General features: G+C 59.2%; 17 protein-coding genes. 10 read left to right on the top strand and 7 right to left on the bottom strand.

Features of this window, described 5'->3' with window-relative positions; genetic code table 11:
- Window positions 1-29 precede the first annotated feature (29 nt).
- The 7 genes from AKU94_RS02220 to AKU94_RS02195 all read left to right on the top strand — a co-directional run bounded on the left by AKU94_RS02220 (window position 30) and on the right by AKU94_RS02195 (window position 4,214).
- Window positions 30-1,133: an alkene reductase gene (locus AKU94_RS02220; protein ID WP_050525800.1), complete on the top strand. Its 1,104-nt coding sequence runs from the start codon at window positions 30-32 to the stop codon at window positions 1,131-1,133.
- Between the two features lie 72 nt (window positions 1,134-1,205).
- The gene (locus tag AKU94_RS19475; RefSeq protein ID WP_157056364.1) at window positions 1,206-1,370 is read left to right on the top strand and encodes a hypothetical protein; all 165 of its coding nucleotides are present in this window, start codon (window positions 1,206-1,208) and stop codon (window positions 1,368-1,370) included.
- A gap of 85 nt (window positions 1,371-1,455) precedes the next feature.
- The gene (locus AKU94_RS02215) at window positions 1,456-1,656 is read left to right on the top strand and encodes a hypothetical protein (RefSeq protein ID WP_050525730.1); all 201 of its coding nucleotides are present in this window, start codon (window positions 1,456-1,458) and stop codon (window positions 1,654-1,656) included.
- Window positions 1,656-2,114 carry a baeRF12 domain-containing protein gene (locus AKU94_RS02210; protein ID WP_050525729.1) on the top strand — a complete coding sequence of 153 codons (459 nt, stop codon included), beginning with the start codon at window positions 1,656-1,658 and terminating at the stop codon, window positions 2,112-2,114. Before AKU94_RS02215 ends, AKU94_RS02210 begins: the two co-directional genes overlap by 1 nt.
- Window positions 2,115-2,135: 21 nt before the next feature.
- Entirely contained in the window at window positions 2,136-2,405 is a 270-nt protein-coding gene (locus AKU94_RS02205; protein WP_050525728.1) for a hypothetical protein, read from the top strand.
- A 48-nt stretch (window positions 2,406-2,453) separates the two neighbouring features.
- The gene (locus AKU94_RS02200; RefSeq protein ID WP_050525727.1) at window positions 2,454-3,833 is read left to right on the top strand and encodes a dihydrolipoyl dehydrogenase; all 1,380 of its coding nucleotides are present in this window, start codon (window positions 2,454-2,456) and stop codon (window positions 3,831-3,833) included.
- Window positions 3,834-3,917: 84 nt separating this feature from the next.
- On the top strand, window positions 3,918-4,214 hold the full coding sequence (locus tag AKU94_RS02195; RefSeq protein WP_050525726.1) for a PRC-barrel domain-containing protein: 297 nt from the start codon (window positions 3,918-3,920) through the stop codon (window positions 4,212-4,214).
- 190 nt (window positions 4,215-4,404) lie between these two features.
- On the opposite strand, the gene AKU94_RS02190 is transcribed toward AKU94_RS02195, so the two are convergent.
- Window positions 4,405-5,250 carry a hypothetical protein gene (locus AKU94_RS02190; RefSeq protein WP_050525725.1) on the bottom strand — a complete coding sequence of 282 codons (846 nt, stop codon included), beginning with the start codon at window positions 5,248-5,250 and terminating at the stop codon, window positions 4,405-4,407.
- A gap of 344 nt (window positions 5,251-5,594) precedes the next feature.
- Here AKU94_RS02190 and AKU94_RS02180 point away from each other — a divergent pair, with 344 nt between their 5' ends.
- The 3 genes from AKU94_RS02180 to AKU94_RS02170 are packed head-to-tail and all read left to right on the top strand — an operon-like array spanning window position 5,595 to window position 8,175.
- On the top strand, window positions 5,595-6,011 hold the full coding sequence (locus AKU94_RS02180) for a CopG family transcriptional regulator (protein WP_050525723.1): 417 nt from the start codon (window positions 5,595-5,597) through the stop codon (window positions 6,009-6,011).
- Between the two features lie 21 nt (window positions 6,012-6,032).
- Window positions 6,033-7,067 carry an extracellular catalytic domain type 1 short-chain-length polyhydroxyalkanoate depolymerase gene (locus AKU94_RS02175; protein WP_050525722.1) on the top strand — a complete coding sequence of 345 codons (1,035 nt, stop codon included), beginning with the start codon at window positions 6,033-6,035 and terminating at the stop codon, window positions 7,065-7,067.
- Between the two features lies 1 nt (window position 7,068).
- Complete coding sequence (locus AKU94_RS02170) at window positions 7,069-8,175, top strand: C45 family autoproteolytic acyltransferase/hydolase (RefSeq protein ID WP_083444883.1); 1,107 nt, start codon at window positions 7,069-7,071, stop codon at window positions 8,173-8,175.
- Between the two features lie 32 nt (window positions 8,176-8,207).
- Here AKU94_RS02170 and AKU94_RS02165 read toward each other — a convergent pair whose 3' ends face one another.
- From AKU94_RS02165 to AKU94_RS02140, 6 genes are all read right to left on the bottom strand, one after another.
- Window positions 8,208-9,062 carry a universal stress protein gene (locus AKU94_RS02165; protein ID WP_050525721.1) on the bottom strand — a complete coding sequence of 285 codons (855 nt, stop codon included), beginning with the start codon at window positions 9,060-9,062 and terminating at the stop codon, window positions 8,208-8,210.
- A gap of 30 nt (window positions 9,063-9,092) precedes the next feature.
- Window positions 9,093-9,428, bottom strand: coding sequence for a phasin family protein (locus AKU94_RS02160; protein ID WP_050525720.1), 336 nt, complete (start codon window positions 9,426-9,428; stop codon window positions 9,093-9,095).
- 94 nt (window positions 9,429-9,522) lie between these two features.
- On the bottom strand, window positions 9,523-10,698 hold the full coding sequence (locus tag AKU94_RS02155) for an acetate/propionate family kinase (protein ID WP_050525719.1): 1,176 nt from the start codon (window positions 10,696-10,698) through the stop codon (window positions 9,523-9,525).
- The gene (locus tag AKU94_RS02150) at window positions 10,695-12,095 is read right to left on the bottom strand and encodes a bifunctional enoyl-CoA hydratase/phosphate acetyltransferase (protein ID WP_050525718.1); all 1,401 of its coding nucleotides are present in this window, start codon (window positions 12,093-12,095) and stop codon (window positions 10,695-10,697) included. Before AKU94_RS02150 ends, AKU94_RS02155 begins: the two co-directional genes overlap by 4 nt.
- Before the next feature lie 21 nt (window positions 12,096-12,116).
- Window positions 12,117-12,875, bottom strand: coding sequence for an enoyl-ACP reductase FabI (fabI, locus tag AKU94_RS02145; protein WP_198144802.1), 759 nt, complete (start codon window positions 12,873-12,875; stop codon window positions 12,117-12,119).
- Window positions 12,876-12,893: 18 nt separating this feature from the next.
- Window positions 12,894-14,609 (bottom strand): PHA/PHB synthase family protein, encoded by a 1,716-nt coding sequence (locus AKU94_RS02140; protein ID WP_050525799.1) that lies wholly within the window; start codon window positions 14,607-14,609, stop codon window positions 12,894-12,896.
- Between the last annotated feature and the right edge of the window lie 168 nt (window positions 14,610-14,777).

The following is a 14,777-nucleotide window of genomic DNA, read 5'->3' as shown; positions in this document are numbered from 1 at the left end:
TTCACGAGCCCGCCAAACAGGAGCATTTTATGACCGACACGAAAATTCTTTTCAATCCCGCGCAAATGGGAATCCTCAGCCTGCCAAACCGTGTGCTGATGGCCCCCTTGACGCGTAATCGGGCACAACCGGACGGGGTGCCAAAGGATATGGCACAGACCTATTACGCGCAGCGCGCATCGGCCGGTTTGATCGTGTCCGAGGCGACCCAGATCTCGGATATGGGCAAGGGATATCTCGACACGCCCGGCATTTATACCGAAGACCAGACAAGGGCATGGCGCAAAATCACCGATGCCGTTCACGCGAATGGGGGGCGTATTTTCTGCCAGCTTTGGCACGTGGGCCGGATCAGCCACAACTCTTTGTTGCCTGATGGTGCGTCGCCTGTATCCTCTTCTGACCGGAGGGCAAAGACGCAAACCTTTACCGCCAACGGGTTTGAGGATTGCTCAACCCCGGTGGCCTTGGATGCCAAGGGTATTGCGCGGACGGTACAGGATTTCCGCGCCGCGGCTGAATGGGCAAAGGTGGCGAATTTCGATGGGGTCGAGGTTCACGCCGCCAACGGCTATCTGATTGACCAGTTTTTGCAAGACGGCGTGAACAACCGCAGCGATGATTATGGTGGATCGGTTAAAAACCGCATGCGCCTGTTGTTTGAGGTACTGGATGCCGTGAAGCTGGTTTGGCCCAGCAGCCGTGTCGGCGTGCGCTTGTCGCCATTGGGGCAGGCCAATGACATTTCCGACAGCGACCCCGAAACCCTGTTCCGCGCCGTTTACCAAGCACTTGGGGACCACAACCTTGCCTATCTGCATGTGGTGGAATCCTTTCCGGGCAGCGAAGGTGACAGCGATGGCAAGGCGCTGCTTAACCGGCTGCGCAAGGAATATTCCGGATTCTACATCGCGAATGGCGGCTATGATGCCGAAAGTGCCGCCAAGGCGATTGCCGATGGAACAGCGGATGCCGTGACATTCGGCAGGGCGTTTATCGCCAACCCCGACCTGCCAGAGCGTTTCCGCCGCGGTGCTGCCCTCACGCAACCCGATCAGCAAACATTCTATGGCGGGGATGAGCATGGCTATACGGATTATCCGTTCCTGGACGGGATTCGTCCGGTGAATTAAGCCCGCGACCCGCCACATATGGCGGGTCATTCCCGGGGCCCAGTCGCCCCTGACATTCAATAGGAGGCAAACATGCCAATCCGCCCGACACCCGAGCCTAACCAACCCGACGCACCGATCGAGGTGCCAGATCAACCCGCCCCTGATTTACCCGCCGAGACCCCACCCGAACGCCCCGTTGACCCGCCTGTTGAGGCGCCGGACCTACCGCCTGTTGAAGTGCCGCAAAAGCCTTAGCCCGCCCGCAAAACCTGTGTTTTTGGGAACTCCACAGCCGTTGGGCGCGTTTCACCTGTAGTGACAGCAAAAAAGGAGGCATAGCATGACCCGCGAAAAAACAGACAAGCCCGACACATCAAAAGAAGCTTTTGGTGCTGAAGGGACCATTTCGCAAGGTGGCCGCGAAGGCGGGCGTTTGGCCCGCGACATCGGAACCAAGGATGAGTTGAAGCGCGCCACCGAACGCCCTGCTGGCGCTACACGCGTCACCAAATCCGACGAAGATAATGAAGGGGGCGCGTGATGACCAAACTTAAGAATGGTGGCTGGGTGCTTATCGCCGATGGCGAAAAGGCGCTGTTTTTGGTGAATGATGGGGATGACGCCCATCTCAACCTGCGCGTTGTCCGCAAGGATGAGCAAGACAATCCCCCCACGCGCGAACAGGGCGCAAATCGTCCCGGCCGGGTGTTTGGCAGCGCCAGCCCGAATGTGTCCGCCTTTGATGATACCGATTGGCATGATCTGGCAAAGGAACGGTTTGCTGCTGACCTTGCCGATCTTTTGTACAGCCGGGCCCATGCGGGCCGTTTTGACCAACTGGTTATTATCGCGGCCCCTCAGGTTCTGGGTGTGCTGCGGTCTGAATTGCATTCGGTCGTTACCGATAAAATTCTGGCAGAGGTGCCAAAGCAGCTCACCAACCAGCCGATGGACCAGATTGAAAAGCAGGTCGCAGCGGCCTTGGGTGATGCCGCATAAAAACATGAAAGGATGAGACCGATGGACAGATTAAGCCTTTTCGTCGCGATGATGACCTGGACTGTGGTTTCGGGTGCGATCATCATTTTGTTCATGTCGATGGGCTACATTGGCTGGATGCCGTTTTTGGTGGCCGTTGGTCTGGGTTTTGTCGTTGGCTTGCCTATGGCCAAGGGCATTTCCGCCCGGATCAAACGCCAGGATCCCGATTGGGATGAAAAGCGTAACCGCCCCGACCCGACCCCGGATGCAGAGGTCGACGTAGACGGCGAACCGCGCAGGCGCATCTAAACGGGATGTCGCGCGGTTATGTAAGGTCCGCATCCTGTAGGAGGAAATATGTCCCGACATAAGTGTGATGTAGCGATCATTGGTGCCGGAACTGCGGGGCTAGTCGCCGAACGGTCGGCGCGGGCCGCGGGTGCAAAAACCCTTTTGATCGATGAGAAATTTGCGGGGACGGTTTGCGCCACGGTCGGCTGTATGCCGTCCAAGCTTTTGATCGCTGCGGCCACCGCGGCACATTCTGCCCGCAAGGCGCAGGTTTTTGGTATAAAGACCGAAAAAGTCACCGTCGATGGACCCGCCGTGATGCAGCGATTGCGGGCTGAGCGTGATGCCTTTGTAAGCTCTACTCTTACCGGAATATCAGAGCTGCCGGATGGTGTCTGCATCAAGGCCAAAGCGCGTTTCATCGGACCAAATACACTGAGTTTGGACAACGGTGATGAGGTTGAGGCAAAAGCTATCGTCATCGCGACAGGCTCTTTTCCCGCTATCCCCAAGCCCTTTGAGGGCTTGGGCGATGTCCTGTTGACCAACAGAACAGTGTTTGAGATGAAGGATTTACCCAAATCGCTTGCCGTCGTCGGTGGCGGTCCAATCGGGCTTGAGATGACGCAGGCCATGGCGCGGCTTGGCGTGGAAACCGTACTTTTTGACCGCGATGAGGTCTTGGGCGGTGTTGACGATGCCGATATTCAGAAAAATCTGCTCGACGTGCTGACGCGTGACGCCACCGTTCATCTTGGGGTCGACATCGTGGCGGAACGGCAAGGCGCTCAGGTCAAGATAAGCTGGTCTGGTGCAAGTGAGGGAAGCAAGCTGTTTGACAAGGTCCTGATAGCGACCGGCCGCCCGCCGTGCCTTGCCAACCTTGACCTTCAGCAGACTAATCTGGAATTGGATAGCCACGGCGGTCCGGTTTTTGACTGCGCCACGCTTCAATGCGGCGACGCGCCGATTTTCATTGCGGGCGATGCGAATGGCGATGTTCCATTGCTGCATGAGGCCCTGCACGAAGGCTCTATCGCCGGGCAAAATGCAGCCCGTTTTCCAGACGTGGCCATGTTCACCCGTCATCCTGCCTTTAGCCTGACCTTCACCGATCCGCCGCTTGTCAGTCTGGGCGAGGTCACCAATGCCCAAAGCATTTCCGGTTGCGCCGATTATTCAGACCAAGGTCGCGCCAAGGTAGAGGCGAAGGCGCAAGGGTTGGTCCGGCTATTCGCCACCAAATCCGGCGGCCGCCTGATTGGGGCGCAGATGTTTGCACCGGGTGCAGACCATCTTGCACATCTGTTGATACTTGCGATCAAACGCGAAGAAACCGCGCGCGGTTTACTTGGGATGCCGTTCTACCATCCCACCCTTGAAGAGGGGCTGAAACCGGCATTGCGCGAAATTTGTGATGCGAGCGATACAGTTTTGCCCGTGTGATCCAAGGGCGATCCCGCGCCCCCTGCAGGAACCTTTTTGCGGCCGCCGCGTTTAACTGGAGTAGCCAAATACAGGAGGTAAAAAATGGATCATTCTTTTCACCCGCGTCTAGAACCTGGCGAATTGAACAGTGAAAATCTTGAAGGTGCTGTGGTTTACGACCGCAGCGATAACACCGTCGGCACGATATCGCATCTGCATGGCACAGGGCCTGACATGTGTGCGGTGATTGATGTTGGCGGCTTTCTTGGCATCGGCACAAGGCCGGTTGCCCTTCGCTTGGCGCAGCTGGATGTGATGCGCGATGAGGCTGGTACGGTTCATGCCGTAACCGACCTTGCGCGCGATGCTGTGGAAAAGCTGCCAGAACATCACCACTAACCCTGCGCAAAGCCGGGCGGTCAGGAAAAACAACGGCCCAAAGGTGCGGCCCAATCACAAAAGCCCCCAGTTGATCACTGGGGGCTTTTGCCGGTCTAGGTGAGTAACAGGATGATCAGCAAAACCGATAATGGCGCGCCGAGTAGCCAAGCGATGATAACAGGCATAGCAATCTCCTTGAGTGTTGGAATTAGCGGCCGTAGCTGCGAAAGCCGCGGTTTGCATCACGGTGCGCGCCGCCGGTAACGGCCGCGAAATAGGCCGCTGCGGCGCTGACAAGCATCGTCGCAGCAAGGGCAAATGCGGCGATCATGCCTGCAATACGGGTTTGATCAACCGCCTCAATCGTTTTGGCGCGCGCGACCAGACCGTCATTGATTGCCGTATCGACGCGGGTTTCGGCAGTTGCCGGATCCAGCTGCGTTTCAGCGACCACGACATTGGTCAGATATTGCCGGTCAGCGTCGGAAACCTCGCCCGCTGCAATGCCCTTGGCAAGAATAGCGGCAACTTCGGATTTTGCCTCGGCTGACCCTTGGGTCGCATCGCCGCGCAAAAGCTCCGCGCTGGTGTAGGATGTCGCCTCAGCCAGCTGCGTATCCGCCGCCTCAAGCGCCGAAGCTGCACCGCTGCCAACCGCCGACAAGGTGCCGGTTATGCCACTGATCGCGAGAAAAGCGCCGAAAATAGCACCTACAGCCCAAACGACAACGCCATGTGCGCCGTCACGTGCCTCAATCTCATCCGCATTGGCGTCACCCAGACGACGGCGCAGACGGCCGGTCAAGTAGCCGCCCGCAGCAAAGCTGCTGACCGCGGTCCAGATCATCCAGATACCGCCGGCAATCGTGATCCAGCGCAGCGAGACGCCATCACCGGACAAAGGGCTTGCCATCGACAAGCCAAAGGCCGCACCGAATGACATCAAAACGATTGTCAAAGCTGTCGCCAGAAAGGCGCCAGCTAAGATCGCAGGCCAATCGACATGGCGCAGATCAGAGTCCACAACCGAAACGGTTTTTTTCGCATATTCCATAGGTTTTTCCTTTCTGGAAAATGGCTTAGGCAAGCCCGACAAACGACAAAACCGCCATAACAACAACCACCAAGCCGACCAGATAAATGACACTGTGCATTGCAAACCCTCTCTTGTTTGAAAACTTTGCCGACCGTTTTGCCAGCATGTTGCACCAACGCGGCAACCCGCCTGCGGTTCCCGAAATCGTGCGTTGGCTGCGGGGCCTGATAAATATACTGTGACCCGCGATGGGTGCGGCGCAGGCCATAAGCGATCGGCCAATTTATGTTTGCTGTCCGTGCCAGGGCTTGAACTTGATTCATTTTACATCCATATAACATCCATACAGATGGAGAATCGATGTGAGCAACGTCAAACAGCTGCGCGAGAAGCAGCCCGAGAATGAAAAGATCACAATCAATCTTGGCTTCGTTGATCTGGGCCGGATCGATCTGCTGGTGCAGGAGGGGTTCTACTCAAACCGGAGTGACTTCATCCGCACCGCGATCCGCAACCAACTGGACAGCCATGTCGATACGGTGCGCACCACGTTGGAACGCCACACGATGGAGCTGGGCCTGCGCGACTATTCCAAAGCGGATCTGGAAGCGCTGCGTGACGCGGGTGAGGTGCTGCATGTCAAGGTCGTGGGCTTGGCACGTATCGCCAGCGATGTGACGCCGAATCTGGCCTTGCAGACGATCGGATCGATTACCGTGCTGGGTGCCTTGCAGGCCAGTGCAGATATTAGAAAAGCGCTGGCTGACCGGATCAAATAGCGCAAGTTAAGGATAAAAGACATGAAACGATTTAACGCGGGCGCATGGCGCCCGGCGCAGGCTGACGCACGTCTTGCCGCCAATGACCTTGTGGCACGCACGCTTGGCCAACACGGGCTTTTGCCGCCATCGGGGCAGGGGGGGCTGAACGGTTTGCTGGCGCAACTGGGTGGTGGCGCGGCTGCACCGGTTTTGCCCGAAGGTGCCGTTTTTGCCAGTGATACCTTTACCTGTGATGCCGGATCGCGCGCCTATCGCACCTATATCCCTGCGCCTCGCAGTGGTGGGGTGACAGGCGTGGTTGTCATGCTGCATGGCTGCACCCAGAACCCCGAGGATTTCGCGGCAGGCACAGGGATGAACCAGCTTGCCGACCGTCATGGCTTTGTCTTGGTCTATCCGGCGCAATCGCGCGGTGGGAATGCGCAATCATGCTGGAACTGGTTCAGCCGCGGCGACCAGAAGCGGGGCAGGGGAGAGCCTGCAATTCTGGCCGGGCTGACCCGCAAAATCTGTTCTGTGCATGGGGTCGGCCGTGATGCCACCTTTGTCGCTGGTCTGTCTGCGGGTGCGGCCATGGCTGCGATTTTGGGCGAGGCCTATCCGGATGTGTTTGCCGCCATCGGCGCCCATTCCGGCCTGCCCGTGGGCGCGGCCAAAGATGTGCCATCGGCCTTTGCTGCGATGGCGGGAACGGTGACCGAGGCGGCTCCGGCCGGATCTGGCAGTACGATCCGCACGATTGTGTTTCACGGCACAGCCGATGCAACGGTGCACCCGTCAAACGGTGACAGGATCGTGCAACGGGCGCTGGTCGGAGGCGCGCGGCAGGTGATTGAAGACCGGCAAAGCGGGCAAATCAACGGGCGCAGCTATTCGCGCATCATTGCCACAGACCCCGATGGACGCGACATGTTGGAGCATTGGCAGATCACAGGTCTTGGCCATGCGTGGTCGGGCGGGCAGGCTGCCGGGTCCTATACCGATACAACCGGGCCAGATGCCAGCGCCGAAATGATCCGGTTCTTCTTTGATGCCAGCGGTAAAGGGCAGTGACATGACACAGATGACCCTGACATTTGACGCGGTGGATGAGCAAACCGCGGGCCCGAAATGGCATGCGCGCTGGCAGCGGTCCTGGCCTGCCTATGAGGCATGGTTCATTGCGCGGGGCGGTGACAACGGGCCAAACCGCGCAGATTGTCGCGCAGCCATGCAGCTGTATATGCCTGAGATGGTGACAGTATATGATCGTTTGGTGCGGGTCGCGGGCGGGTCTGACCGTGCCGCGCGGTTTTTATCGACATGGTGCCCGCCGACCTATCTGGGGGGCTGCTCGCTTGCGGCGGTTGCGGGCAAAAAGAATGTGCGTCTGGTGCGAAACTATGACCTCTCGCCCGCGCTGAATGAGGGTCTGCTGCTGCGCACCGAATGGACCGGGCGTGCGGTTATGGGGATGGTAGAGTTTTTGTGGGGCCTGTCTGATGGTATCAATGATGCGGGGCTGACTGTGGCGCTGGCCTATGGCGGGCGGGCGGAAACGGGGCAGGGGTTTGGTGTCACGACCATATTGCGCTACATTTTAGAAACCTGCGACAGTGTTGATGCCGCCCTGGCTGTACTGCGGCGGGTGCCGTCACATATGGCCTATAACCTTGTGCTTGCCGACGCGACTGGCAAAACAGTCGGTGTGGAGCTTTCGCCCGGCGGGGGCGTGACGGTGATGCCCAGGGCGTTTGCGACCAATCACCAGAACGGCCTGGCCGATCGCCCCGGCTTTACCCGCAGCTTTGAACGCCATGCCTATCTGGACGAATTGCGGGTCAAGCCGCGCAAGTTGAAACGGCATTTCCTGAAATCGCCCTTGCTACAAGACCGGTATGCCGAGGGGTTCGGGACACTGTTCACCGCCGAATATAACCCCAAGAAACAAAAGTTGGGGTTAACACTGAACGGCACCGTTTGGCAGCAATCCTTGGCCACATTTCGCGAAGGGCAGCGCATTGTCGATTATGCGGCGACGACCTCTGCGCGCGATGAGGCGATTCTTGCAGAGCAGCCCTTTTGGAACACCGGCCCGGCTGGGTCAAATACAGCAAGTATCGATTGGGTTGCGCAGGCAAACCGTTATGCAAAGGCGTGGTGGTCGCATGATTGGCAGTAGGGGCCGACAAGATCGTCCCCGCCCCCAATGAACTAGCGGCCCAAAAAGACGGGGCGGTCTGATTGTGCGATCATGCTGTGCGTGGTGCCGCCAAAGATGGTCTCGCGCATTCTGGACCGCCCATAGGCACCCATGACGATCAAATCCGCGCCCATCTCCTTGGAGCGGTCAAGGATGCAGTCCGCGATGTCCTTGCCGCCGCTGGGGTATTGCTGAACGGTGACGGTGCATCCGTGATGGGTCAGCCATTTGGCGACATCGGCACCGGGGTCCTCGCCCTCACGAAACTCGGTCATGACGGGGTCGAAGCTGGCGATGACCACCTCATCGGCCCGACGCAAAAGCGGCAGGGCCTGATGCACGGCACGGGCCGAATGCAGATGGCTGTTCCACGCCACAAAGACCCGTTTGGGACCATTCAGCGCGGCGGCCTTGGGGTCGTTCAGCAAAAGCCCCGCGGGGGATCGGAATAACACCCCGAAAACCGCCTCGCGAAACAGCGGCTCTGGCGTGCGCAGATCCTCATCGATGATCGCCATATCGCAAAGCATGGCCCGCCGCGCGATAACATCGGCCAGCATCGACGGCTCACAGGCCTCGGTTGCCACCTCGCCTGAAAGGTCATGCTCTTGCAGCAAGGCCTCAACCGCTTGGGCCTTGTCGTTGAGGGCTGCGCGAAGGTTCGCCACATCCTCTTGCCATTCGGGCGGAATATCGATGGGGCCAAGGGGCGGCAACCCGATGGCGGAATAGGGAAAGATCGGCATTTTCGCGACCAGCAGAACCACCGCGCGCGCGGGAATCGCGCGCAGGGATTCAAGCTTCTGGGCAAGCCGGTCAAGGGGTGCATCCTTGCCGGCTACGATCAGGATGGTGCTGTTCTTCATGTCGTGGTCCTTGCAAGGAGGGTGGCTTTGTCAGCCCTTGGTTTTGGCCGGATCCTGGGTGCCCGGTGTCAAGGCCCGCCCCATACTCATCAGCTTGGCGGTTTGGGCGGCATAATCATCCATCGCCTTTTGAAAGAATTCTGCATGAATATGCTGTACCGCGGCCAGATCTTTTGCCTGCATCAAGGCCTGCTGTGTCTTGACATCTTCCTTAAGACGGGCGGCCGTGAAATTCATCACTTCGCTGCTGATATCGGCCATGGTCGTCAGCCAGTCCGTTCCCTGAAAAGGCATGGATTTCAGTCCGGCCTCTTGCATGGTTTTCATCAGGTCAACCATTGTGGAGGTCTTATCGCTGTTGTTCATGATACGTCCCCTTATCTGTGTTGCTGTCCATACAGTATACACGAATATGCCGTGGCGTTATTGATCGGCGTCAACATGTCGGCGCAAACCCGCCCTATAGGACAAGCGCGCGACAGGCATTGACCACGACGGCCTCTTCGTTCGTGGGGATGACCAGCACCGAGACCTGCGATTGCAGCGTGGAAATGGTGGTGGCATTGCTGGCATTCGCCGCGCTGTCAATCGCCACCCCCAACCAGCGCAGATGTTCACAGATCTTGCGGCGCACAAGCGGCGCGTTTTCCCCGATACCGGCGGTAAAGACCAAGGCGTCCAGCCCCCCGATCGCGGGCAGCAACCCCGCCAGAACCCCCGCCGCGCGATAGCAATAAAGCGCGATCGCCTCTTCGGCCTCGGGGGTATTGGCCTCTTGCAGGATCTGCATGTCGTTGCTGATCTGCGACACCCCGTAAAGGCCGGATTGATTATAGAGCAGGTCCTTGATCGCCTCGGGGTCCATCCCTTCGGATTGCATCAGATAGAGGATCACCCCCGGATCGAGCGCCCCGCAGCGTCTGCCCATCATCAAGCCGTCCAGCGCGGTAAAGCCCATGCTGGTGGCCATGCTCTGTCCGTCGCGCATCGCGCACATGCTGGCACCATTGCCCAGATGGGCAACCACCACACGGCGCGCCCCGGGCAGATGTTCGGGCAGGGTGCTGGCGATATAATCATAGGACAACCCGTGAAAGCCGTAGCGGATGATGCCTTGGTCGGTCAGGTCACGCGGCAGGGCGAACAGCTTGGCCAGCCGGTCCTGGGTGTGGTGAAACGCGGTGTCGAAACAGGCGATCTGGGGGATGTCGGGATAAAGGTTTGCCACCGCCCGAATGGCCCCGAGGTTATGCGGCTGGTGCAGAGGCGCCAGCGGGTTCAGGGTTTCCAACTGCGTCAGAATGGCCTCATCCACCACGGTCGGCGCGATGAAATCTTGCCCGCCATGCACGACACGGTGCCCCACGGCCAAGGGCGCCGCGCCGTTTTGATGCGCCGCAATCCATGGGAGCAAAAGCGCGATCAGGGCGTCATGGCTGGCGTCTTGGTCCAGCGCGGCCAGTGCGCCTTTATCCACCGCCGCCCCGCTGGCATCGCGCGCGGCAAAGACCGGCGCGCTGCCGATCCCTGCGATCTTGCCGCCAAGGCGCGGGGTGGGGGAGGGGTCATGCGCGTCATAAACCGCGAATTTGATGCTGGAGGAGCCTGCGTTCAGCGTCAGAAAAACCTCGCTCATGTCAGGCCTCCGATGGTGGTTTTGTGATGCACATATATCTGCGCCATCGCGGTTGAGGCAAGGCGCGACATCACCCCATCCGCGCGGCTGGTCAAGACGATAGGAATACGCGCGCCCAGCACAATCCCCGCCGCATCGGCCCCGGCCAGATAGATTAGCTGTTTGGCCACCATATTACCCGCCTCCAGATCCGGTACGATCAGGATATCGCTTTGGCCCGCAACTTCGGACTGGATGCCCTTGGCCTTGGCCGCCGAAAGCGACACGGCATTGTCAAAGGCAAGCGGCCCGTCAAGCAACCCGCCGGTGATCTGCCCGCGATCTGCCATCTTGCACAATGCGGCGGCCTCAAGCGTGGAGGGGATGCTGGAGGTGACGGTTTCCACTGCCGAAAGCAGCGCGACCTTTGGCACCTCGATCCCAAGCGCGATGGCAAGGTCGATGGCGTTTTGCACGATATCGCGTTTGGCCTGTAGGTTGGGAAAGATGTTGATCGCGGCATCGCTGATAAACAGCGGTTTGGGGTAATTCGGCACATCAAGCGCAAAGATATGGGTCATCCGACGCTCTGTGCGCAGGCCGGTCTCCTTGTGCAGGATCGGGGTCAGCAATTCATCGGTGTGTAGTTTCCCCTTCATCAGCATATCCACCTTGCCTGCCCGTGCCAGCGTCACGGCGGTTTCGGCGGCGGCATGGCTGTGGGGGGTGTCGACAATCTCGATGCCGGTCAGGTCGCGCCCGGCCTCGGCGGCCACGGCCCTGATCTTGGCCTCGGGGCCGACCAGAACGGGGATGATCATGCCCCGAGCATGGGCCTCCAGCGCGCCCTCCAGTGACAGCGCATCACAGGGATGGACGACGCCCGTGCGCACGGGCGGCAGATCGGCGGCGGCCTTGACCAGCGCATTGAATCGCGCGCCCGGTTCATGCAGATGCACCTCTGGCAGGGTCACGCGGGGGCGGCGGACCTTGGTGGTGGGGGCGATGACCAAAGCTTGGCCCTTGATAACCTCATCACCGTTCTGGTTGGTGCAAAGACAATCCAGCGTCACATGGTGATGTTTCTCGGTTTTCTCGGCCACGGTGACACGCACGGTGACGGTATCGCCCACCCCGACCGCGCCCCGAAAGCTCAGGCTTTGGTCCAGATAGATCGTGCCCGGCCCCGGCAACTCGGTGCCTAGGACCGTAGAGATCAGCGCCCCCCCCCACATGCCATGGGCGATCACCTTGTGAAACATGTCAGAGCTGGCATATTCGGCATCAACATGGGCGGGGTTCACATCCCCCGACATGATGGCGAACAGCTCGATATCCTCAGCCTTCAGGGTGCGTTTAATCTCGGCAAAATCACCGATCTGGAGTTCATCGAAGGTGCGGTTTTCAATGAATTGCATAATGTCTTGTCCTTTTCCGGCCTAGGCCTGCACGTGATAGCCGCCATCGACATAGGCGATATTGCCCGTCACCTTGGATGACAGGTCGCTGACCAACCCCACCGCCATATGGCCCACATCCTCAATCGTGACGAGGGTTTGTTCGGGCGCGCGCTTTTGGGCCGCGTCGATCAGCGCGTCGAAATGGGCGATGCCCGACCCCGCACGCGTGCGCAGCGGCCCCGGCGAGATGGCATTGACGCGGATCTGTTTCGGCCCCAGTTCCGCCGCGAGATAGCGCACGGTCCCTTCCAGCGCGGCCTTGACCGGCCCCATGATGTTATAGTTGTCGACCACCTTTTCCGCGCCGTAATAGCTCATGGTCAGGATGGTGCCGCCTTTGGGCATCATCGGCACGGCCAACCGCGTCAGGCGGATCAGCGAATGTACCGAAATATCCATCGCCTGCGCAAACCCGGCCTTGGAGCAGGCACTGACCGGGCCGTGCAGATCCTCCTTGGGGCAAAAGGCGATGGAGTGGATGACGAAATCAAGCTGCCCCCATTCGCGGTGGATGGCGGCAAAGACCTCCTCCATCTCGTCGTCCTTTTCGACATCCAGCGGCAGGAATATCGGGGTGTCAAGCCTGGCCGCGACCGGTGCGACATAGGGTCTGGCGCGATCATCGGCATAGGTGATCGCAACCTCGGCACCGGCGGCATGCAGGGCCATGGCACAGCCCGCAGCGATGGAATGTTCATTCGCAACGCCGACAACCAGCCCGCGTTTGCCTTTCAACAGATTTTCCAGCATCAGCGATCACTCCTGAAAAACATAGGTGCCAGGGGCATCGCAAATGGGGGCATAGCCCTTGGCCTTTGCGCCCATCTGTGGGGGTTTGACCGGCGCGCCCGATGCTTTGTCCAGCCAGTCGGTCAGCGCGGGCCACCATGATCCGTCCACAGGCGCGGTTTCCTCAACCCAGCTATCGGGGCCGGTATGGGGGTCGTCCTTGGCCTTGGTGCGTATCCGGTAATGCCTGCGCGGATGCCCCGGTTCCGACACGATGCCCGCATTATGCCCGCCGCTGGTCAGCACAAAGGTCACATCCGTATCGGACAAGAGGTTGAACTTATAGACCGAATGCCAGGGTGCCACATGGTCCCGCTCGGTCCCGACCATAAAGACCGGCACGCGGATATCGGTAATGGCAATGGGTTGATCGCCCACAAAATACCGCCCCTCGGCCAGATCGTTTTTCAGGAACAGACGGCGCAGATATTCGGAGTGCATCCGGTAGGGCATACGCGTTGCATCGGCATTCCACGCCATCAGGTCGTTCATCTCTGACCGCTCACCCATCAGGTAATCATGGATCACCCGCGACCAGACCAGATCGTTAGAGCGCAAAAGCTGGAACGCCCCCGCCATCTGGTCACTGCCAAGATAGCCCTTTTCCCACATCATATCCTCAAGATAGGTCAGCTGGCTTTCGTTGATGAAAAGCGTCAGCTCCCCGGCCTCGGTGAAATCGACCTGTGCTGCCAGCAGGGTCATACTCTGGAGGCGGTCATCCCCGTCGCGCGCCATTGTCGCCGCCGCAATCGACAGCAAGGTTCCGCCAAGGCAATATCCGATCGCATGGATCTTTTGCCCGTCGGTGATTGTGTTTGCCGCGCGCACCGCCTCCATCACGCCATAGGACAAATAGTCATCCATCCCCAGATCGCGGTCATTGGCATCTGGGTTTTTCCATGAGATCATAAAGACGGTATAGCCCTGCGCCGTCAGATATTTCACCAGCGAGTTTTGCGCGCCCAGATCAAGGATATAGTATTTCATGATCCATGCCGGCACGATCAGGATCGGTTCTGGCCGGACCTTGTCGGTGGTGGGGGCGTATTGGATCAGCTCTATCAGACGGTTGCGATAAACGACCTTGCCGGGGCTGGTGGCCATATTGCGGCCGACCTCGAAATCCTCGGTGCCGACGGGTTTTTGGCCCGCTTGAGCGCGCGAGGCATCCTCAAGGAAATTTTGCCAGCCGCGGATCAGGTTCATGCCGCCCTCGGCCATGGTTTTGGCCAGCACCTCGGGGTTGGTCAGCGGGGAATTCGATGGCGAGAACACATCAAGGATCTGGCGCGTGGCAAAGGTGACGACATCCTCATGCTGGCTGGTTACACCCTCAACCCCGGTGGTGGCATTGTGCCACCATTGCTGGTTCAGCAAAAAGGCCTGGGACATCACATTAAAGGGCCACTGCTGCCAATGTTCGTCGCGAAACCTTTTGTCCTGGGGCAGGGGGGTGATGCAGGTCTTGCCGGATTTTGGGGTCAGGGCGCAAGTGCCTGCGTAATGGGCAAAGCGCGCGGTTTTGCGGATGGCTTTTTCCACCAGCTCCATCTGTTTGCCGGGGGCTGATGACAGGTGCAACGCCCAATCGCTATAGGCGGCGGCAAGGGCGATGGGGGACAGCCCGCCGGTAAAACGGGCCTGCGCTGCCTTTAACCCCTTATCAAGGCTTTGTTCCATATTGGCGGGGGTATGGGGCAGAAAGGCGGGCAGATGGTGCCAGCTGTCGCGGAGCGTTGGGTGTTTGGGTTCGGTCAGGTTTTTCTGCGCCATGGTCAGAGCGTCCTTCTTCATGCGGTCGAATTCTATCTTCTGACATACAGCGTACAGATTTGTGACGATTGATCT

It is taken from the genome of Pseudorhodobacter aquimaris (genome assembly GCF_001202025.1).
Classification (GTDB): domain Bacteria; phylum Pseudomonadota; class Alphaproteobacteria; order Rhodobacterales; family Rhodobacteraceae; genus Pseudorhodobacter; species Pseudorhodobacter aquimaris.
The sequence above is the reverse complement of the archived record's forward strand: the minus strand, read 5'-3'. Positions and strand labels throughout refer to the sequence as shown.